We start from the raw sequence: 18,813 nt of genomic DNA, 5'->3' as shown, positions 1-18,813 counted from the left end.
GACTGAGTGAAGGGAGTGAATGAGTGAAGTAGCTTAACGAGCACTACTCATTCACTCACTCATTTACCGTTGCGTTTGTCGTGAGCTTTGCGAGCTGTAGCTAATACAGAGACAATCTCAAGGTATTCCTTCTCTAGCTCATGCAAGCGGGCTTTGGAAACGATACCAGCATCACCTAGCAGCTCAAGCCAAAGTTGGGTTTCGTCGGCCTCCTCCACGCAGATACTCACTTTAGCATACCACTCGGCGGATGAACGGCCCCGACAGGCAGCTCGATAATTAGCCGCTACTGACGTAGCAGAACGCAGCATTTGCCTGCCAATAACCTCTGCCTCGCCAGTCCGAGGAAGCTGCTGGAATAACTTAATGATTCGCAGAGAGGCGGCCTTTGTTCGGTCGCGAAACTGCTGGTTGAACGCGGCTTTGTCCGTGTTGTCCATTACTTACACAGATAGGATAGGTGTTGAGTTGAAGGTCATAAGATACTTCACTCATTCACTCCCTTCACTCATTCGCCGCATGGAAACCGGATTTACCAAGTGGATCATCGTCATTACGGTGGTGATGTGCTGCTTGCTGGAGCTCATTGATACCAGCATCGTGAACGTGGCCCTTACCCAGATGATGGGTAACCTCTCGGCCACGCAGCAAGAGGTGAGCTGGGTAGTGGCCTCATACGCCATTGCCAACGTTATCGTAATTCCGATGACGGGCTTCCTGGCCGAGCAATTCGGCCGCAAGAATTACTACCTGTTCTCTGTGATACTCTTCACGCTGGCCTCCATGGCCTGCGGGCAGAGCACCAACATCTGGGAGCTGGTAGCCTTCCGCTTTATTCAAGGCGTGGGCGGTGGCGCTCTTATGGCTACCTCTCAGGCTATTCTCATTGACACCTTCCCACCCCAGCAGCTGGCGCTAGGCCAGGCGCTGTTCGGCATGGGCGTTATTATCGGTCCAACCATTGGCCCTACGCTGGGTGGCTGGATTGTGGATAACTACGACTGGCCCTGGATTTTCTACGTGAACGTGCCGGTGGGCGTCATGGCCTCCATCTTTACCACGCTGTTCATCCGTGACCCCGAGCGCATCAAGAACGCTATTCGAAGGCCTATTGGGCAAATTGACTGGCTGGGTATTTTCCTGCTGGTACTAGGGGTAGGCTCGTTGCAGTACGTGCTGGAGCAGGGTGAAAGCAACGACTGGTTTGAGGACCAAAGCATCGTGCTCTTTACCGTCCTGACTATTACCGGTATGGTGGGCTTTATTTGGCGGGAACTAACCGCCAAGCAGCCAGTAGTTGACCTGCGGGTACTGGGCCGGAGCCGTAACCTAGCTGTAGGCTCGTTCCTATCCTTTATCCTCGGCTTCGGGCTGTTTGCCTCGGTATTCGTGTTCCCCATCTTCTGTCAGCGGATTCTGGGCTTCACGGCTGAGCAAACCGGTTACCTGTTGCTGCCGGGTGCCTTGCTCTCGGGCTTCATGATGCCGATAGTAGGTAAATCAATTCAGGCGGGGGTATCGCAGAAGTTTATGCTGCCAGTGGGCTTCCTGGTCTTCTTCATCTTCTCGTACTGGATGAGTACCCAGATTTCGCCCACGGCCGGTGAGAGCGACTTCTTCTGGCCATTGATGCTGCGCGGCTTCGGGCTGGCGCTGCTCTTCCTGCCCATTACCACTATGTCGTTGGCTGGCCTGAGCGGTAAAGATGCGGGCCAAGCTGCAGGTCTGACCGGTATGATCCGCCAGCTGGGTGGCTCGTTTGGGGTAGCCTTGGTGGGTACTTACCTGGAGCGCACTACCATGCAGAACCGCGTAGGCCTGTTGCCTAATATCTCGCTCTACGACCCCGAAACCCAGCAGCGCATGCAGGGCCTGATGGCCAACTTTATGGCGAAGGGCGCCGACATGGTGCAGGCTCAGCGTCAGGCCTACGCTGCCCTCGAGGGTATGCTCATGAAGCAGACGGCTCTCATCACCTACTCGCAAACCTTCCTGATGATTGGTACCTTCTTCCTGTTGTGCGTTCCGCTGATCTTCCTGATTAAGCGCGCCAAACCCGGCGAGAAAGTTGATCTGAATGCTGCCCACTAATTGTGGTAGGCAACAATAGTAAAAGCCGCCGGCCCATTAGGCCGGCGGCTTTTTTGCGTTTAGGGCTGTTGAATGGGTAGCAGCAGCCGGAACAGGGTGCCGGTATCAACCTCGCTTTCCACCTCCAGGCTGCCGCCCATCTGCTGCACAATACGATTAACGAGATAGAGCCCCATGCCCGAGCCATCAACGTGATGGTGGAAGCGCCGGAACATCTGGAACAGTTGCCGCTCATGACGCTCTAAGTCAATGCCTAGGCCATTATCCTGCACGGTTAGCTGCAGTAACTTGTCCTCAACCCACTGAGTGCTTACCTGAACCAGGGGTGGGCGAGCGGGGGCAGCGTACTTAAGGGCATTGCTGATGAGGTTGAAAAGGATGCTCTGCAGGTTGGGCCGGACAAAGGGTAGAACAGGGGTAGCGGCAAAATCTAATTCTACCTGAGCGTGAAGGGTGTCTATCTGGTCTTGGAGGCTATGTAGTATTTCTTGCGTGAAGGGCAGGAGCTCAATCTGCTCAATGGGTAGTTGCTCATGCTGCCGCTGCACTTGCACCACCGCCGAAAGGTCCTGGATAGTGGTGTTGATCTGGTGCAGCGCCCCTTCAAACATGCCAATGAGCTGTGCCGCAGCTTCATCGTGAAAAGTAGCCGTCCGCTTGAGCTCCTCAAAGATGCCGGCCATATTCGTGATGGGCTGCTTGAGGTCGTGGGAGGCGGTATACACGAAATTATCGAGGGCCTGATTGATTTGGGTGAGCTGAGCATTTTGCCGGTGCAAGAGCTGCTGAGTCTGTTTTACCTCATCAATATCCGTGCAGGAGCCAAACCACCGCACAATTTCTCCCACCTCGTTACGCAATGGCTCCGCCCGGCCCAGAAACCAACGGTAGCCTCCGGTGCGCGATACAAAGCGGTACTCTATTTCATAAGGGTCACCCGTTTGGTGTGCTGCCTGCCAAGCGGTTAGGGCCCGCTGCTGATCATCGGGGTGGAGAATGCTGGCCCAGGCGGAGCTGCCCAAGCAATCGGCGGGGTGTAGGCCAGTCACCTCAAATAACCGCTGATTGAAGTAGTCAACCTGCCCTTCTGCTTCGGCCGTCCAAATAATTTGGGGTACGCTTTCTGAGAGGAAACGAAAATACTCCTCGCTCTGCCGCAGGGCTTCGGTAAGCTCCTTCTGGGCATGAATATCGGTGTCGGAGCCGTACCAGCGCAGGATGTGGCCGTTGGCATCTAGTTCTGGCTGCGCCTGGTTCAAAAACCACTGGTATTGCCCGTCGTGGCGGCGGAAGCGCAGCTCAAAGCTCCAGCCCCGGGATTCCTGCCGAGCCTTGGTGTACTCGTTTTCCACGCGAGCAAGATCATCGGGGTGCACCGTTTCCCGCCAGTGCTCCGCAATGCTAGAGCCTTCGGGTAGGCCAGTATAGGAGTACCACTGCGGACTTACGTAGTGGCCTACCCCCGACGCTTCGTTGATATACGTAATGTTGGGCAGGGCCTCCGTCATGCGGCGCAGGCGCTCGTCGCTACGCCGCACTTCCGTAGCCAGTGCCTCAGCGCGCTGCCGGACCAGCACCTGCTGCGTAACGTCTACCCCGAAAGCGAGGATGCCCTGAGCCTGACCCTCGGTCCCGTACAGCGGCTGGTAAACAAAGTTGAGATAATGCTCGCGGGTGTCACCGGTAGCCGGGTCCAGGATTTCAATGCGGGTTTCGTGGCCTATGTAGGTCTCTTTCGTGCGGTACACGGTGTCCAACAGGTCCATGAAGCCTTGAGCTGCCACTTCGGGTAGCAGGTCGGTGGCGCGCTGGCCTAGCTGCACCCGCCCACCCATGAGGGTGTTGTAGTTGGGAGTGGCGAAGGTAAACCGATGGTCGGGGCCGGTAACGGTGGCAATGTAGGCCGGCACCTGACTCATAATCTGCATAAGCTGCTCGTCTTTGGCCGCTAGCTGTTGGTGCACCTGCTTTTGCTCGTGAATATCGAGGCCAGTGCCCACCCAGGCCAGTAGCTCGCCGGCATCGTTGCGGCGCGCTACCCCTTGGCTGAGTATCCAGCGGTACTGCCCATCATGGCGGCGCAGGCGGTACTCCACTTCATAGCTGTGGCCAGTAGCCTGAGCCTGGTTCCAGGCCTCTTGAGCCCGGGTGCGGTCATCGGGGTGAATGTCCTCGAGCCAAGTCTTGCCCATCAGATCCGACAGTTGCCGACCCGTAAACTTCAGCCAACGGGGGTTTTGGTAGTCGGCCGAGCCATCAGGGCTTGTCGACCACATCATCACGGGCAACTCTTCCAGCAGGAAACGGGCCCGCTCTTGGCTTTCCACTAACTCCGTTCGCGCTTGCAGTTCCCGTTGCTCAGCTACGTGCTGGGCCGTTACGTCTTCGGTTTGCTGCATAATAAAGCACAATTGGCCCTCATCATCCATAATAGGGTAGTGAGTAGCTTGCCAGTACCGCTCCTCTAGGCCACCGCCCTGCGCCGGGGAGCGAGGCAGGTCGTAGCGGATGCGGGGCATGGTGTGCTCCTGCTGGTGTTGCCGCACGTAGGTCAGGGAGCCCCGCAGAATCTGGTAGTTTTCCTCGTCTGAAGGGGGGTATGCTTCAAACAGAGGTTGGCCGGCTACCTCTGCCCGAGTTTTAAGGGAGACTGCTGCGTGCCCATCCGTATTGTCTACGATGGTAAAATCGGCGTCGGGCAGCACCAGCAGGAAGTTGCCGGGCAGGCGCCGAAATACGGTGAGGTAGTCAGACAGCGTAGGGGGAAGGATCATAACAGGCACGGACGAGGGATGAGCAGCTAGTGTCCCGCCGCGCTAAGCGAGATGTTCTACTGGTCTCAAAGGTACTACCCGACTTCCGGCGGGGCCGGCCATTGGGCTAAAGACCGTAAAATACAGAGTTCGTGTAAAGTGCACATGAAGTTGATAGTACCCTCCGGGTGGTAGGCCTGCGCAGAAAAGCAAAAAGCCCCGCCGGAAGGCGGGGCTTTGAGAATAAGCGGAAGGCGGCTTATTGATACTGAATATAGAGGGGCTTAGGGTTAAGCTCGGCCAGTACCTCTTTGGGCGTCATCATATGATGAGGGGTAGGCCGGGGGTCATACTCGTAGAAAAGCTTGAAGCCAGTGTACTGCACGGGCTGCTTCTCAATGTACGCCTTGTAAGAGTCCTTCTTGAGAGTGGGGTTGCCCCAGCCATCCATGTGCATTACTACCTGCACGCGGGGGTCGAGCTTGATGTTTTTGTAGTTGGTAATCATGCCCTGCGTAAAGCGGTGCACGGTCAGAACCTTCGGGGGAAGCTTATTTTCACTTACAATGCGAGCCAGGAAGTTGATAGCGTAGTTCACATCCTTGGCATCGTACGTTCCGATTTTCTTGCCGGGGCGCACTCCTTTGGTTTCCATGGCAAACTCCGGGTCAATGCCCATGTGCACGATGGGGTCCTTCAGGTAAGGCTCCAGTTTGTGCAACTCATGCTCCAGGTTGCTGAGGCCCACCTGCACATCCAGGAAAATGATGCAGTTGTTGTCTTTAGCCCACTTGATGGTTTCCTCAATCGTGGATTTGGAGTTCATCAAGCGGTACTTGCCGTCTTTGCCCGCCGCGGCCTGCGCCGTGATGGTTACGCTGTGCAAGGCGGGCTGAATGGGCAGAGAAGGATCAGCCTCCTGCCATTCCTTCTGCACCTTCCGGAATTTCGCCAGCATCTGCTCTTTTGGCTCGCGGCCCAGAATACCCATGCCCTTCGAGCGGATGTTGCCATAGAAGGCCACAATGCGGTGGCCGGGCAAAATAGCACCGGGCAACTGTCCGCTTTTCTTAACAATAGAGTCGGCCTTAAGCGAGTCGCGGCGCATGGCGGCGCGTTGCAGAGCTACGGTATCTACTACTGCGGGCTTGGCCGTGTCGGCTACTGCGGCAGGGTTTTCGGCATCAGTGCCAGAGCGCGAGCCGCAGCCAGGCAAGGTGGTGAGAGTGAAAGCGAGGCCTAGAGATGCCAGCGCAGGGGCCGTCAGGCGGGTGATGGTCCGGAAATAAGACACTGAAGAGAGACAGATTGAAGGCGAATGGAGCCTCTAAGTTAGAGGGTTTTCCGGGTAAAATCGGAAAGCTACACTAGCGCTTACTTCGGAATCAGAAGGTTTTACTTCACTTTTAACACGCTAGGCCACTCGTACGGCGCCACGCTGGCGTAACCAGGTGGCACCTTGCTTTCGAGCAAATTCAAGATCGGTAAAGAAGCATAGGCCCCGGAGGTACAGGCGGTGCTGGAGCGGCATAATGCCGAACAGCTAGAGGGCTGCAGGCTTTGGCCGGTTCATTTCCTCATGCATCTTGGTCATCATATTGAGGTAGTTATTCAGTGGTTCCATACCAATGGCGGCGCGGCGCTTATCCACATTTTTAGGGTCGCGGAGTGATTTAGGGGCCGCTACCCCAATGCCGGGCCCCTGGTATACTACCTGAGTGCCATATTCTTCCGGCTGAGCAGAGTTAATTGCTACGCGGTCGGTGAGGTAGGCGTAGTTAACAGGGTTGGCGTTCTTTCTCTTTACTTCGGGCAGCATCAGCTGTAGTACCTGGCGTTGGAAGTCCGGATGAGCATCGGCGTGCTGCACCAAGAGCCAGAAGTTATTGGAGCTTTTCTCGCCAACCTGCTGAAAGCCCGGATACCCAACTTGGCGCACAATTTTTTCGAGAATAGGCTGATGGCGGGCAAAGTTGTCGGCCTCTACCTGCACCAAGTTACGGCCGGCGCTGTCGGGCAGCTGTTTAAACAGTTGCTGCATAGGCCACTGGTCCACGTAGGCCAGGCTGTCGAGGGTCTTGCTGAGCTTAGGATACAACACAGGCTTGGTCTGGGCAGCCGCAACACCGGCACTAAGGCTCCAGACTGCAGTCAATAAAAGCACTGATTTCATAAACGAGTTGATTCTGATAGAAGGATAGGCAGGCCAACTGCCTGGTAGGTAAGCTACTTCGGCCGTTATTTCAAAGAATAGGTGATAGGCACGGTATAGAACACGGCAACGGGTTTCCCGTCTTGGCGGCCAGGTGTCCACTTGCCAGGTAAGTTGCGCACGGCATTCAGGGCCATATCGTTCATGGCCTGCGCAGCGGGCGTCACCACCTTCGTCAGTGTCGGCTTGCCTTCTCCATTGGGGTACGTAAGGCTATACCCAATTCCTTTTTGCAGTTCGGCAGCTTGTATAGTCCCATCAGCGGCTACAATAAACCTCACAAATACACGGCCTTCCAGCTTCTCTGCTTTAGCAATTTCCGGATAAACAACGGCTTTGCCTATGTCGGCGAGCAGCTGTTTCTGGCCGCCCTGATATTGGGGCATTTCCTCTACATAAAAGTAAGCGGGTGGCGGTGGCGGGGGCGGAGCCGGGGCATCCACAACAGTTGGGGGCGGAGGCGGGGGTATATCCTGCGCTGAGGCAGTGGCTGTTGCGGCCGCCCCAGCCGGCTCGCCCGATTTTTCACAAGCTACCAGTAGCAGCAATGCTGCACTCAGGGGGGCCAGAAGCCACTGCTTCCAGCGCCGAACGGGGGCGGATGAGGTAAGCATACGAATACGGGTAAGTGTAAAAGATTGCGTGAAGGAATGCGCCAGGGGCAGAGTAGGGTGCACTTGCCGCAGGGCTACCCGGGCCAGCAGCGTAGTGTAGGCCTCCGCCGCTACAGTCGGCGACTGGCCTAGCACGGCTTCGTCGGCCAGCAGCTCGTGGGTCAGCTCCAGGGCGGCAGGGTAGAAGTGCACGAACGGGTTAAACCACAGCAGCACCCGCGCCAGCTCCAGGCTCAGCCGCTCCCGTGAATGCTGCTGCTGCACGTGCGCTACCTCGTGGCGCAGAATCTGGTCTGCCTCCGCGGGGGAGAGCTTGGCGGTTTCATCCCAGAAAATCAGTTGGCCAAACGAGCTGACGGGCCGCTGCCCACCGGTGTAGGCCAGGGTGTATCCTGAGCGGGCCTCCCTAGGCCAGGTGCGCGCCAATTGCCAGAGTTGCAGCAGTTGCCAGGCGCGGTGGCCTAGCAGCATCAGCACGCCAGCGCCATATACCAGCAGGAGCCAGTAGCCCCAATCAGTGGCGCCCAGCGGGCCAGCAGACTGAATGGTAACGCCCGGCAGTACGGCACTAGGTAACAGGCCACTGGCAGCCGGAGCTGCTGCCACCCAAGTAGGCCGCCAGCCAGCCAGCCAAGGCCCCGCTACCCCTAGCAGTGGCGGCACCACCAGCACAAGCCAAGGCGTGTACAGCAAGAAACGCCGGTTGAACTGAAAGCAGCGCTCGGGGCGCAGCAGCAAGCGGTAGAACAGCCAGCAGACTCCGAGCAGCACAATGCTCAGCAATAGCGCGCTAAGCAGGCCGCTCAGGCTCGGGTGTAGGAGGGAGGGGCTCATCAGCGGGTGGGGTAGAAGGTGAATCCTGTTGGGCATGACGGAGGAGTTCCTCCAGCTGATGGGTATCCAAATCTTCTTCCTTGGCGAAGAAGGACACGAGCCGGGAGAAGGAGCCGCCGAAGTAGCCGCCTAGCAACTTGCGCAGCGAGAAGCGCCGGTAGTCGTCTTGGGCCACCAGGGCGTGGTAGCGGTGTGTGCGCCCAAAGGCCTCGTGGCCTACAAAACCCTTTTGCTCCAGAATGCGGATGATGGTGGAGACGGTGTTGTAGGCGGGAGTAGGAGTGGGGAGCTCGGGCAGCACGTCCTTCACGTAAGAAGGGCCGCGGCGCCAGAGTACCTGCATCACTTGTTCTTCGGCGCGGGTTAACTCAGGAAAGGTCTGTGCCATAGGGAGATGATGAAGTAGTTAAATATATAACTAAAAAATAAGTTATACAACTAAATAATTAGTCAAAAAAGGAAGATAGGCTTAACCACTTCCGCAGTTGAGCATTTTCATCAGATAAAAATTCGGGGCAACTGGCGCCAGATGAATTATTTGGCGGGGCTGATGTTGAAGATAGTAGAAGTACTCAGCTCGAAAAGTATCATCGTGAAGCACCCTATGTTCACTAAACGTCCCGTGCGTATACCCGCCGCGCTGCTTGCGTGGCTCTTTGTTTTTCTGGCAGCATCTCCGGGCTGCAAAAGCGACTCGCCTACCCCCGATGCTACCGGTACTACCACTACTCCGCCGCCCACGTCTCCGGTTACCCCACCGGCTAGCGTGTTGGTGGGTAGCTCCCTGATTGGTGAGTACAGCCAGGCTACTCTAGCCAGCCGCGTAGGCGATGTGCCGCTGGTAGGTGCCCTAGCCCGTTTGCCCATCAAAGTGTACAAGCTCACTTACACCACCCACAACACCGATGGCCGCAGCATTACGGCCTCGGGAGCGGTGCTGGTACCCGTGACCACGCAGGCACTGCCGGTTATCAGCTACCAGCACGGCACCATCCGGCCCGATGACGAAGACCGTGCCCCCTCGCACTATAATCAGAATAGTGAGCTATGGTCGGCGGTATCGGTGCTGGCCTCTACGGGCTACGTAGTATCAGCCCCCGACTACATCGGCTACGGTGCTTCCAAGGATTTGCCCCACCCGTATGAGCACGCCGCGTCACTGGCTTCGGCCTCCGCCGACATGTTGCGCGCCACCCGGGAGTTCTGCAAGCAGCAGAACGTAAAGGTCAACGACAAGAACTTCCTGCTGGGCTACTCAGAGGGCGGCTACGCTACCATGGCCCTGCACAAGCTGCTGGAAGAAAAGTATGCTTCGGAGCTGCCCGTAACGGCTAGCGCACCCGGCGCAGGGGCTTACCACAAAACGGCCTTTGCCAAGTATATCCTCAACTCCGATCAGCCCTTGAGCTTCTTGAGTACCTATGTATGGGTGCTGGATACCTATAACCGCGTGTATAAGATCAACCGCCCATTGTCGGCGTATTTCAAGGAGCCATACGCTACGCAGCTGCAAGCCAACCCTTTCAGCTCAGTGCCTAGCCTGCCCAAGCAGCTCTTCACTGATGCCTTCCGCCAGAGTGTACTCACGGACTCCGACCCAGCCCTGCTAGCGGCCTTCCGCGACAACGATATCTACGACTGGCAGCCGAAGGCCCCCACTGCCCTCTTTCACGGCACCGCCGATGATTACGTGCCCTACTTCAACTCGCAAGATGCCTATAAGGCTATGCAGGCCCGTGGTGCCAAGCAAGTAGAGCTGCGGCCCATTCAGGGCGGTAACCACTTCACCTCAGTGGCTACCTACACACTGTCGGCTTACGCCTTCATTTCGCAGTACTAGACTGGCCTAGGCCAGCACTTTTATAACGCATAAAGCCGCTTCCCGGGTCAGGAAGCGGCTTTATGCGTTATAAAAGTGGCGGTATCTTCACTGGATACTTACTGAGGTAGCCTTAGGCGCCAGTGCCTGCCGGCCCCAGGCACCGCTGAGTGCCGCTAGGCCACCTACTATTCCTGCAATTAGCCCCGAGAGCAGTAGTAATAGCCCAGCATTGCCCCCCAAAGGCAGCAGCATAGCAAGCCGCGCTGCTAAGCGCGCTACTCCATACTGGTGTAGCCAAATGGCCGGAACCCACCAGCTCAGTCCGGCTCCTAGCAAGCCAGCCAAAAAGGCTAGGCCACCTGATGCCCCTCGCCACGCGGCCAGCAGAAAGCAAATAGGAACAATGCACCACCAGGGTAGCAGTAACTGGCCAAGCCCGCAAAAAACCAGAATCAAGAGCGTAAGTAAAGCGAAGGACTTCATTAGCGTAGGGTAATAAAGAACACCGGCAATCCGTAGAATATAGCCTACGGCAGCAGGCGCGTGATAGTAAGGAGGCGGCGCTAGCCGTGAAGCCAGCTAGTAGATGGAGCTACTTGGAAGACTCCATGCGCCAAGCTGATTGCAGGCGCGGATGGTTTTCGTCGGCTGCGCGCAGGAACACCAACTCGTCTAACTGGCCTAGGCGCCAGGTTTCAATCATGTCGTCGTAATAAGCAGAGGCGGGGTTGCCGCTCTGCCCACCGGGGAAGATGCCGTAAGCTTTTACCTGCGGCCCCAGTGCCACTACCATTCGCCACGAGGGGCCGTTGCGCGGGCCGGTAGCGTTTACCGAACCGCGGCTGCCGGCACAGTCAATATCCATGCGCCCGAACCCGGGGAGATTAGCTAGGTGGTTGATGTCGGTGCTCTTCTGGTTAGACCACGCCCATTTGGGGCCCTGCGGCCCAAACTTGCGCGTCAGCGAATCGACGGCAAAGTGCAGGGAAGCCGCCAGCAGATCGTGCGCATTTTCCCGCTTAGGAGTAGTACGGTCGTCAATCCAGGGGCTAGCCGGAACGGTTCCAAAGCGGGCACCCATTGATTGGCTTAGCAGCAGGCGGTTGGTACGGTCCTGGGACGGGTAGCGCATCTCTAGGCCAGTCGCTTTCGCCCCAAAATCATCCTGCCAGAGCCGATCAACCAAGTTAGTGTACCACAGCTCAAAAATGGAGGCAGCCACAGCATTCGCCTCATACTGATAGTCCCAGCGGTTTAGCACTTGCATGGCCGCGCCTTCGGGGGAGGTCGAAGCAGGAAGAGCGTATTTCTGGTCCGTCATCTTAGTGCCCGCCATAGTTTCCAGCATCCAGGGCAGCATCAGGCGCGCATTCACATCCAGGTTGTCGTTCTGTAGTAGGCGTAGGCTGTCGGGGGTGGCGTGCTGCATCTTGGCTAGTCGCTCATTAATGCGGTGGCCCCGGTCGGAGGGGGCGTAGTCCCAGCCCAGGTAATAGGGGTAGTCTAAGCCGGCCGAGGGCTGGTTGGCCGACGACACGAAGCCCCGCGCTGGGTTTTCTACGTGCGGGTTTTGCTCCATCGGAATCCACCCTTGCCAGTCGTAGGCCTTGTCAGTACCATCCAGAATAAATTTCCCTTGATCTTGCCACTTCAGCGGGAAGTGCCCGTTGGGCCGGATGGCAATATCATTCTGGTTGCTAGCAAAGATGAAGTTCTGAGCCGGCGAGCTGTAGGTTTTCAGGGCCGCGCTATAGTCTTGGTAAGTACGAGCCCGGTTGAGGCGGTAGAACGCCAGCACTTCGTTGGCGCCGTCGTGGGCGGTCCAGCGCATGGCGTGCCGAATGGGCGTCTGCTTGTTGAAGACCTTCTCCTCTCGGTCGTACACAATGGGGCCGTGGTGAGTGTAGAGCACCGTGTCGAGGCGGTCAGGCTGCCCGCGTACCACAATGCGCTCCACCACCCGGCGAATGGACTTCCAGCGGCCATCGTGCCAGTACTCGCGCATGTGGTTGTCCTTAAACTTAAGCTGATACCAGTCGAGCACGTCGCCGCCCACGTTGGTTACGCCCCAGGCCACGTTCTCATTGAAGCCAATAATCACGGCTGGAGCGCCCGGAATGGTTACGCCGTACACGTTCACGCCTGGCGCTACCATTTGTATCTGGTACCAAATGCTGGGTAGGTTCAGCTGCAGGTGCGGATCGTTGGCTAGAATAGGCAGCCCGGAGGCCGAGCGGCTACCCGCCACCGCGAAGTTGTTGGAGCCCAGCTCCGCATCCGGCTCCCGTGCCGGTACCTTGTCTGACAGTGCCGCCTGAAAGGAGGGAGGCGCCACAGGCACCTGCAGCGGTTTGAAATTAAGCGGTGAGCCAGTGGGTACAATGGCATCGGTGCGGTTGGGGTAATCGGGAAAGAGGTCGTTTACTACTGCAGGGCCGTACTTACTTAGGATGTTACTCAGGCGCAGATCGTCGGAGCGGCCGCTCAGGTCCCAGGCCATCAGCTTCAAAAGCAGCGCGCACTTCAGCGGCTGCCAGGGCTCGGGCGCATAATCCAGGAGCTTGTATTCGAAGGGGTAGTCTTTGGGCGCGAGGCTGTTGATGTAAGCATTCACCCCCTCAGAGTACGACTCCAGCACCACCCGCGTAGTGGGGTCTTGTAGCATGGAGCGCACGGAGTTTTCAGCCCCGTAGGCCAGTCCCATGCGCCGCTGAAACCGGTCGTACTCCAGGGCTTTCGGGCCTACTACCTCCGAGATACGCCCAGCGGCCACGCGAGTCATAAACTCCATTTGCCAGAGCCGGTCATGGGCCGTGAGGTAGCCCTGGGCATAATAGAGGTCGTGCTCGTTCTCAGCGAAAATATGCGGTACGCGCCGGTCGTCGAAACGCACCCGCACGGGCTGGTGTAGGCCAGGTAGCTTCAGGGTGAGGGGTTCCTCAGAGGCCTCTGCCGTTTCGCCGTTCTGCCAAAAGCCGCGGTACGGACTTAGCAACTTGCCAACGGGCGGAATGTCGCCTTGTTTAGTGTTCAGTACCCACGTGAGGGTAAGGGTAATAAGCAACGCCAAGCCGGCCTTAAGAATACGAAGCATACACTACCTTATAGCAAGAGCCGGGAAGGTAGTAAATGCTTCGTATTCTATGGTTAAGTGCCGCGCTAGCCTTATTGAGGGTACTATATTTGAGCTATGCACGGATAGCCTATACGAAATGAAAAAGCCGTTCCTGCATCAGGAACGGCTTTTTACTTGTGAACTTCTGACAAGAAGCTTAGCTACAGATTCTCGCCCTGCCGGACCAGCCCGGCTATACCAATGCGCTGCAGCCGCAGCCGCACCTGGTCGGCATCAGCCTGAGTGGTAAAACGGCCTACTACTACGCGGTTGAGCGGTTTGCCAGCAGGAGAGTTGGTGGCTACTGTTGATACTACCAGCTTAGGCTCTAGATTCTGGATCTTCTCCATCATGGCCTGGGCGTTGCGCAAGTCGCCGAAAGTGCCCGCCTGTATTACGTAGGTAGCAGCAGGCTCCGCCAGCAAGGCAATATCAGCGGCTTCTGTTTCGCCGGCCTGAATGTTGGTATGCACACTTACTTCAGCACTGGTGGTGTCATTAAGTAACGCACTCAGGTTGGCGGGAGCCTCCGCGGGGCCTAGGGGCGTATCGTCGGGCATTACCTCGGCTACTACGGATACAGCACCGTGCGTAACAATACCCAAGGGCCGGGCGGCTACTTCCGATAAGTCTAGAATGCGCTGGTGACGGAAGGGGCCGCGGTCCGTCACACGGACTACTACTGCCTCGCCCGTTTCGGGGTTGGTAACGCGCAGGCGGGTGCCGAAAGGCAGCGTTTTGTGCGCGCAGGTGTACTGACGGCGGTCGAAACGCTCTCCATTGCTGGTGCGCAGACCCTGATGTTCCTTCCCATACCAGGAAGCACGGCCTCGCATTACTGAGGCTTTTTTGGCCGAGGCGGCCGGGGCTTTTTCATCATCACTTACTCGCAGCGTACGAGCCGAGACCGAGAAGGCCGTCAGCAGCACGAGGAGCATGGCCATCATCAAGCCCGAGACATGCAGTCGTATAGTCAACTTCATTTGTTCTCTTGGTTGGTGAGTCTGACAAATCTAGAAGCATCAACCAAACCACCTCTTTCACCAAAAGCGTATAAGGGTGTACACGAGCCCAAAAATTTACCTTTACTAAGAAAACTTGTATTTAAATAATTCTTTGTAGCTGTGATAAATATTGTATTGTGTTTCCCCAAGACGGTTTTTGTATTCTTATTAGTCTTATTCCAGGGTAAGTGAAAAATTAGACTATCAGCAGCAAAAAAAATTTTGGCATCGACTGGCCAGCTAACCTTTGAAGGAGGTTGCAAAAGTCTCGGAATTTTTATAAGGGTAATAGGCTTAGACTCCTTCCGCCGAGTGCTGTGCAGCAGCTGCCCAGAGTGGTAGGGTAGAGGACGGTTTCGGCGTACCTTTGAGTATGGATTTTGGCCGTCTTTCCGACCTGCGCTACGTTGATTTTCGCCTACCCGTCAACCACCCCGAAACGGCTGGTGTACTGGCTCGCGCCCTGCCTACACAGCCTGCCCCACCGCGGGTGTATGTAGGCTGCCCTATCTGGACGAATAAAGCGTGGCTAGGCACTTATTTTCCGGCGGGTATTAAGGATGCAGATTATCTGCACCACTATGCGCGGCAGTTCAACAGCATTGAGCTTAACACTACCCACTACCGCATTCCCGATGCTACTGCGGTGCGCAAATGGCGCGAGGCGGTGCCCGCCACCTTCCGGTTCTGCCCCAAGCTTCCGCAAGTCATCAGCCACGACCGCGCCCTTTACAACGCCGATGACCTAACCATTTCGTTCTGCCGAGCTATTGAGGGCCTAGGCGAAACGCTAGGCCACGCCTTCCTGCAGTTGCCACCTACTTTTGGGCCTGAGCATTTGCGCCGCCTAGAGCGCTACCTCCTCGACTTCCCCGATTACGTGCCCCTGGCCGTCGAGCTGCGCCACCCCGCTTGGTTTGCTGATAAGGAACTGCTCGGCGCCGTGTCGGCTATGCTGGAGGCGCTGGGCAAGGTGCTGGTGCTGAGTGATGTGGCGGGCCGCCGCGATGTGCTACACATGCGCCTGACTACGCCAACGGCCTTCGTGCGCCTCAACGGTCACGGCCTGATTGACTCCGACTTCCGCCGTGCCGATGACTGGGCCGCGCGTATTGCCAGCTGGCTGGAGAGTGGCCTACACACTGCGTATGTCTTTATTCACCAAAAGGATATTATGCACTCGCCGCTGTGGGCTCAGCATTTCCTGGCTCGTCTGCAGGAGCTAACCGGCATGCACCTACAGCCGCCCCAGGTAATTCCGCAGCCGGTGCAGGGTAGCCTATTCTAAACAGAAAGTGGCCTACATGCTTCATCGGCGAAGCTGTAGGCCACTTTCTGTTTAGACAGATAGTAACTTAAGGAACTAGGCTGATTTTTACACCCAGTTCAAGGTTTGGTGTTGGGCGCCGTTTGTATTGGGATATCCGATCTTGGTCAGAAAAGCGGAAAGGATTTGATATTCCGGCACCTGCGTAGGCATCTATCAAGCCGTGGCCACCAATCCGGCGTTGCATACCCCATACCAGATTGAGCGTAGAGTAATCATAGCTAAAGTAGTTGCGCACATTATAGGAGTTTTGTCTACGGTAAGAGAATAGCGAAGAAGATGAATGTAGCGCGAGGTAATTGCCAACAAATGGCCCTGTGTCCCGCCCTTTCTGCTTGCGTTTCTCTTGGTTGTAATAATAACGCACCCCAGCATCAGCCCCAATCTCACGTAACAATGGGCGGTCGTAGTCTTGACGCCGAATAATATTTAGGCCTCCGAACAAGTTGCCATAGAGTGAAACTGCTGACGCAAGATGGTGCTCAACCCCCAATACTATTGGAACGCTCAGTCCAGAGTATCCCCCAAATTCGAACCCCTGGCTCAGGCCAGTACCTATCTTAAACAAGGTGCTCTTAGCCGGTGATTCAGGAGTTTGAGCCAGAGCCGATGCCTCAACGGGTGTGCCTGAGGGAGTAGATTGGGCTAGCGCTACGGCGGGTGTGGTGGTGGCAGCGGCCAGAAGTACTTTCAGATAAGATGTACGCATAGATACGGTATGAGTAAGTGGTTGTGGATTCTGTTATAGTGGCTATAGGAGTGCACAAGATAGTAGATGGTTGGTAGCACATACTACTATATTTCTGGTGGTATATTTTTCTTGTTCTTACAAAATATGGGGAGCTTGGCTTAGGTGGTACGCCAAGGCAAGGCAAATCACGTATCTTGAGCCTGCGCCGCACCTGGGGCCTGTTCAACTATATGAATGCATCGGCTTTTGCTCTAGTCTCTACTCTTTCCCTTTTGCTAAGTGCTACACGGGTAGCCGCCCAGGTTTTGCCCGTTTCAAGCCCTGAAATCCACTGTTCTCTACTCGCGCTTGACCCCATTAAGCGAGCAAACACGGTACCGCTCATTATTGAGGGGGAAGTGCTGGAAAGTCGGGGCTTCCGGGGCGCAAACGGGCGCATCTTCACTGCCAACCGGGTGCGGGTGTACAAACTGTTGAAAGGAAACGCCGCCGCCGAGCTAACCCTCATCACGGAAGGTGGCACCGTTGACCTAGACCGCCAGGAACTAACCAACACCCTGAGTGTAGTGACCGGTGAGCAGGGGGTATTTTTTCTGGAGCCAGCTACGTTTCCGGGCACCGCCTTGGCGGGGCCGGCTTGGGCAGCATATGGCAGCCAGCAAGGCTTTGTGCGCTATGACCTAGGGGGTGCCACTGCCGCAGAGCCCTTCCGTACTTACCCAGCGCTGGATGATGAATTGTACCGGCAGCTGGCACCCGGTGCGCAGCCCAGATTGGTGCAGGCAAACCCCGGTTTGGAGACAGCCCTACAACGCCGGAATATGCCAAACACGGCCGCCAAAGTACTGGCTCCTGTGATAGGGCTTCTCTCTCCGCTTACCATTACGGCTGGCACTGGCGCGGTACTAACCATTAATGGATCAGGCTTCGGCAACGCCCGCGGCAATGGTTCAGTGGAGTTCCGCAATGCCGATGACGGCGGTGCTTCCTATACCAAAATCACCGATGCCGACTATGTCAGCTGGTCTGATAGTCGTATTCAGGTGCTGGTGCCCTCTTATACCTCCACCGGCAACACCGCCGGCACTGGCACCGTGCGAGTCACTACTACTGATCAACAGCAGGTAGTCAGTGTTGCAGCCGTAACTATCATTTACGCGGCCACCAACGCTCAAGACAATGCCTCCAAGGCACGCTCAGTGCCTGGGGAGCTCAACCAAAATACCCGAGGGGGCTATACGTTTCGCTTTGATCCCAGCTTCGCCGCCAACACAGCTGCCAGCACCAGCTGGCAGCGGGCATTGGTAAGCTGGCGTTGCCAAACCGGCGTGAACTGGGAAGTGGGTACTACCCGTACTAAAACCGGAGTAGCCGATGACAATGAAAACTCGGTAGGCTTTGATAGCGGCACCGACTTACCCGCCAACGTGCTAGGGCGCACTACCAGCTATTATACTGGTCGCTACCTCGACGACGCTCGTACGCGAGTGAGCTTTTGCGTGAAAGAAATCGATACGCAGTTTGATGATGCAGCTGCGTGGCAGTTTGGCCCTGGCAACCCTAGTGCTTCTCAGATAGATTTCGAGTCGGTGGCTCTGCACGAGCTAGGCCATGCGCAGCAACTATCCCACCTGATTCTGCCCCGCGCCGTGATGCACTATGCCGTTTCAAGGGGGCAGGTGAGCCGCACGCTAAATGCTGCCAGTGATATTGCAGGCGGACGCTACGTACTACGCACCCGGAGCTTTGTAAATGCTGGCTGCGGCAGTAGCTCTATGCTGCCGGCTCCACTCACCGGGCAGTTTGTGGAGTTCGTGGCGGGGGTTGGAACCGTACTGCAGTGGACTACCCGCGATGAGTGTTTTCTCTCGGGGTTTGTGGTTGAGCGTGCTTCGGCCGACACTACCGCTGGCTGGACGGTAGTTGGCAACGTAGCTGCAGGTGCTTCTGGCGGAGCCTACCGCTTCACCGACGCGCAGCCTCTGACCGGGCTCAGCTATTACCGGTTACGCGTGCGCCGGCCTGATAACTCCCTCGACCAAGTGACGCCATTAGCGGCCACTGACAATGCTACCACAGCCAATGATGTGGCCTTCTACCCCAATCCGGTACAAGGAGCGGAAACGCCAGTGAGCCTGCAATACCAGGCGAGAGGAACTTCCGGCGAACTGACACTGCGTTTTTACGATGCCATAGGCCGCTATTTGGGAGGCACTGTGCTTACCTATCAACCTGGGCTCAATATTCTCCCCGTCCGACTACCCACGTTGCGGTCTGGTATATACGTAGCCCGCTGGACCGACTCTAATGGGCCAAAAGGGAAGGCACGGTTACTAGTCATACCATAGGC

14 protein-coding genes are annotated in these 18,813 nt (G+C 56.6%); 4 read left to right on the top strand and 10 right to left on the bottom strand.

Annotated features, from left to right (window positions below; translation table 11 throughout):
• Window positions 1–59 precede the first annotated feature (59 nt).
• Window positions 60–440: a four helix bundle protein gene (locus EU557_RS20325; RefSeq protein WP_135532313.1), complete on the bottom strand. Its 381-nt coding sequence runs from the start codon at window positions 438–440 to the stop codon at window positions 60–62.
• Window positions 441–519: 79 nt separating this feature from the next.
• Between EU557_RS20325 and EU557_RS20320 the strand changes: the two genes are divergently transcribed.
• Window positions 520–2,091: a DHA2 family efflux MFS transporter permease subunit gene (locus EU557_RS20320; protein ID WP_135532312.1), complete on the top strand. Its 1,572-nt coding sequence runs from the start codon at window positions 520–522 to the stop codon at window positions 2,089–2,091.
• 59 nt (window positions 2,092–2,150) lie between these two features.
• Here EU557_RS20320 and EU557_RS20315 read toward each other — a convergent pair whose 3' ends face one another.
• From EU557_RS20315 to EU557_RS20295, 5 genes are all read right to left on the bottom strand, one after another.
• Complete coding sequence (locus EU557_RS20315; RefSeq protein WP_135532311.1) at window positions 2,151–4,865, bottom strand: PAS domain-containing sensor histidine kinase; 2,715 nt, start codon at window positions 4,863–4,865, stop codon at window positions 2,151–2,153.
• Between the two features lie 238 nt (window positions 4,866–5,103).
• Window positions 5,104–6,138, bottom strand: coding sequence for a hypothetical protein (locus tag EU557_RS20310; RefSeq protein ID WP_210116096.1), 1,035 nt, complete (start codon window positions 6,136–6,138; stop codon window positions 5,104–5,106).
• Between the two features lie 249 nt (window positions 6,139–6,387).
• A complete protein-coding gene (locus tag EU557_RS20305; RefSeq protein ID WP_135532310.1) occupies window positions 6,388–7,017 on the bottom strand; it encodes a DUF6624 domain-containing protein in 630 nt (209 codons plus the stop codon).
• Between the two features lie 65 nt (window positions 7,018–7,082).
• Window positions 7,083–8,504 (bottom strand): energy transducer TonB, encoded by a 1,422-nt coding sequence (locus EU557_RS20300; RefSeq protein ID WP_167855293.1) that lies wholly within the window; start codon window positions 8,502–8,504, stop codon window positions 7,083–7,085.
• Window positions 8,461–8,892 carry a BlaI/MecI/CopY family transcriptional regulator gene (locus EU557_RS20295; RefSeq protein ID WP_135532308.1) on the bottom strand — a complete coding sequence of 144 codons (432 nt, stop codon included), beginning with the start codon at window positions 8,890–8,892 and terminating at the stop codon, window positions 8,461–8,463. The genes EU557_RS20300 and EU557_RS20295 overlap by 44 nt, the downstream gene beginning before the upstream one ends.
• 216 nt (window positions 8,893–9,108) lie before the next feature.
• On the opposite strand from EU557_RS20295, the gene EU557_RS20290 reads away from it, so the two are divergent.
• Window positions 9,109–10,344 (top strand): alpha/beta hydrolase family protein, encoded by a 1,236-nt coding sequence (locus tag EU557_RS20290; protein ID WP_135532307.1) that lies wholly within the window; start codon window positions 9,109–9,111, stop codon window positions 10,342–10,344.
• A gap of 87 nt (window positions 10,345–10,431) precedes the next feature.
• Here EU557_RS20290 and EU557_RS20285 read toward each other — a convergent pair whose 3' ends face one another.
• The 3 genes from EU557_RS20285 to EU557_RS20275 form a co-directional block, all read right to left on the bottom strand.
• The gene (locus EU557_RS20285; RefSeq protein WP_135532306.1) at window positions 10,432–10,809 is read right to left on the bottom strand and encodes a hypothetical protein; all 378 of its coding nucleotides are present in this window, start codon (window positions 10,807–10,809) and stop codon (window positions 10,432–10,434) included.
• Window positions 10,810–10,918: 109 nt separating this feature from the next.
• Entirely contained in the window at window positions 10,919–13,420 is a 2,502-nt protein-coding gene (locus tag EU557_RS20280) for a penicillin acylase family protein (protein ID WP_135532305.1), read from the bottom strand.
• A 182-nt stretch (window positions 13,421–13,602) separates the two neighbouring features.
• On the bottom strand, window positions 13,603–14,424 hold the full coding sequence (locus tag EU557_RS20275; RefSeq protein ID WP_135532304.1) for a septal ring lytic transglycosylase RlpA family protein: 822 nt from the start codon (window positions 14,422–14,424) through the stop codon (window positions 13,603–13,605).
• A 394-nt stretch (window positions 14,425–14,818) separates the two neighbouring features.
• On the opposite strand from EU557_RS20275, the gene EU557_RS20270 reads away from it, so the two are divergent.
• A complete protein-coding gene (locus EU557_RS20270; RefSeq protein WP_135532303.1) occupies window positions 14,819–15,733 on the top strand; it encodes a DUF72 domain-containing protein in 915 nt (304 codons plus the stop codon).
• Between the two features lie 67 nt (window positions 15,734–15,800).
• Here EU557_RS20270 and EU557_RS20265 read toward each other — a convergent pair whose 3' ends face one another.
• The gene (locus tag EU557_RS20265; RefSeq protein ID WP_135532302.1) at window positions 15,801–16,481 is read right to left on the bottom strand and encodes a hypothetical protein; all 681 of its coding nucleotides are present in this window, start codon (window positions 16,479–16,481) and stop codon (window positions 15,801–15,803) included.
• Window positions 16,482–16,735: 254 nt separating this feature from the next.
• On the opposite strand from EU557_RS20265, the gene EU557_RS20260 reads away from it, so the two are divergent.
• Window positions 16,736–18,811 (top strand): matrixin family metalloprotease, encoded by a 2,076-nt coding sequence (locus EU557_RS20260; RefSeq protein WP_167855292.1) that lies wholly within the window; start codon window positions 16,736–16,738, stop codon window positions 18,809–18,811.
• The last annotated feature ends 2 nt before the right edge of the window (window positions 18,812–18,813 follow it).

The sequence above is a fragment of the Hymenobacter wooponensis genome (genome assembly GCF_004745865.1).
Taxonomy (GTDB): Bacteria; Bacteroidota; Bacteroidia; order Cytophagales; family Hymenobacteraceae; genus Hymenobacter; species Hymenobacter wooponensis.
The sequence above is the reverse complement of the archived record's forward strand: the minus strand, read 5'-3'. Positions and strand labels throughout refer to the sequence as shown.

What these genes read in the sequence shown, in the direction of transcription:
- EU557_RS20295 (WP_135532308.1), bottom strand. Translation starts at nt 8,892, where the DNA reads ATGGCACAGACCTTTCCTGAGTTAACCCGCGCCGAAGAACAAGTGATG.
- EU557_RS20270 (WP_135532303.1), top strand. Translation starts at nt 14,819, where the DNA reads ATGGATTTTGGCCGTCTTTCCGACCTGCGCTACGTTGATTTTCGCCTA.
- EU557_RS20315 (WP_135532311.1), bottom strand. Translation starts at nt 4,865, where the DNA reads ATGATCCTTCCCCCTACGCTGTCTGACTACCTCACCGTATTTCGGCGC.
- EU557_RS20320 (WP_135532312.1), top strand. Translation starts at nt 520, where the DNA reads ATGGAAACCGGATTTACCAAGTGGATCATCGTCATTACGGTGGTGATG.
- EU557_RS20300 (WP_167855293.1), bottom strand. Translation starts at nt 8,504, where the DNA reads ATGAGCCCCTCCCTCCTACACCCGAGCCTGAGCGGCCTGCTTAGCGCG.
- EU557_RS20275 (WP_135532304.1), bottom strand. Translation starts at nt 14,424, where the DNA reads ATGAAGTTGACTATACGACTGCATGTCTCGGGCTTGATGATGGCCATG.
- EU557_RS20305 (WP_135532310.1), bottom strand. Translation starts at nt 7,017, where the DNA reads ATGAAATCAGTGCTTTTATTGACTGCAGTCTGGAGCCTTAGTGCCGGT.
- EU557_RS20285 (WP_135532306.1), bottom strand. Translation starts at nt 10,809, where the DNA reads ATGAAGTCCTTCGCTTTACTTACGCTCTTGATTCTGGTTTTTTGCGGG.
- EU557_RS20265 (WP_135532302.1), bottom strand. Translation starts at nt 16,481, where the DNA reads ATGCGTACATCTTATCTGAAAGTACTTCTGGCCGCTGCCACCACCACA.
- EU557_RS20280 (WP_135532305.1), bottom strand. Translation starts at nt 13,420, where the DNA reads ATGCTTCGTATTCTTAAGGCCGGCTTGGCGTTGCTTATTACCCTTACC.
- EU557_RS20325 (WP_135532313.1), bottom strand. Translation starts at nt 440, where the DNA reads ATGGACAACACGGACAAAGCCGCGTTCAACCAGCAGTTTCGCGACCGA.
- EU557_RS20290 (WP_135532307.1), top strand. Translation starts at nt 9,109, where the DNA reads ATGTTCACTAAACGTCCCGTGCGTATACCCGCCGCGCTGCTTGCGTGG.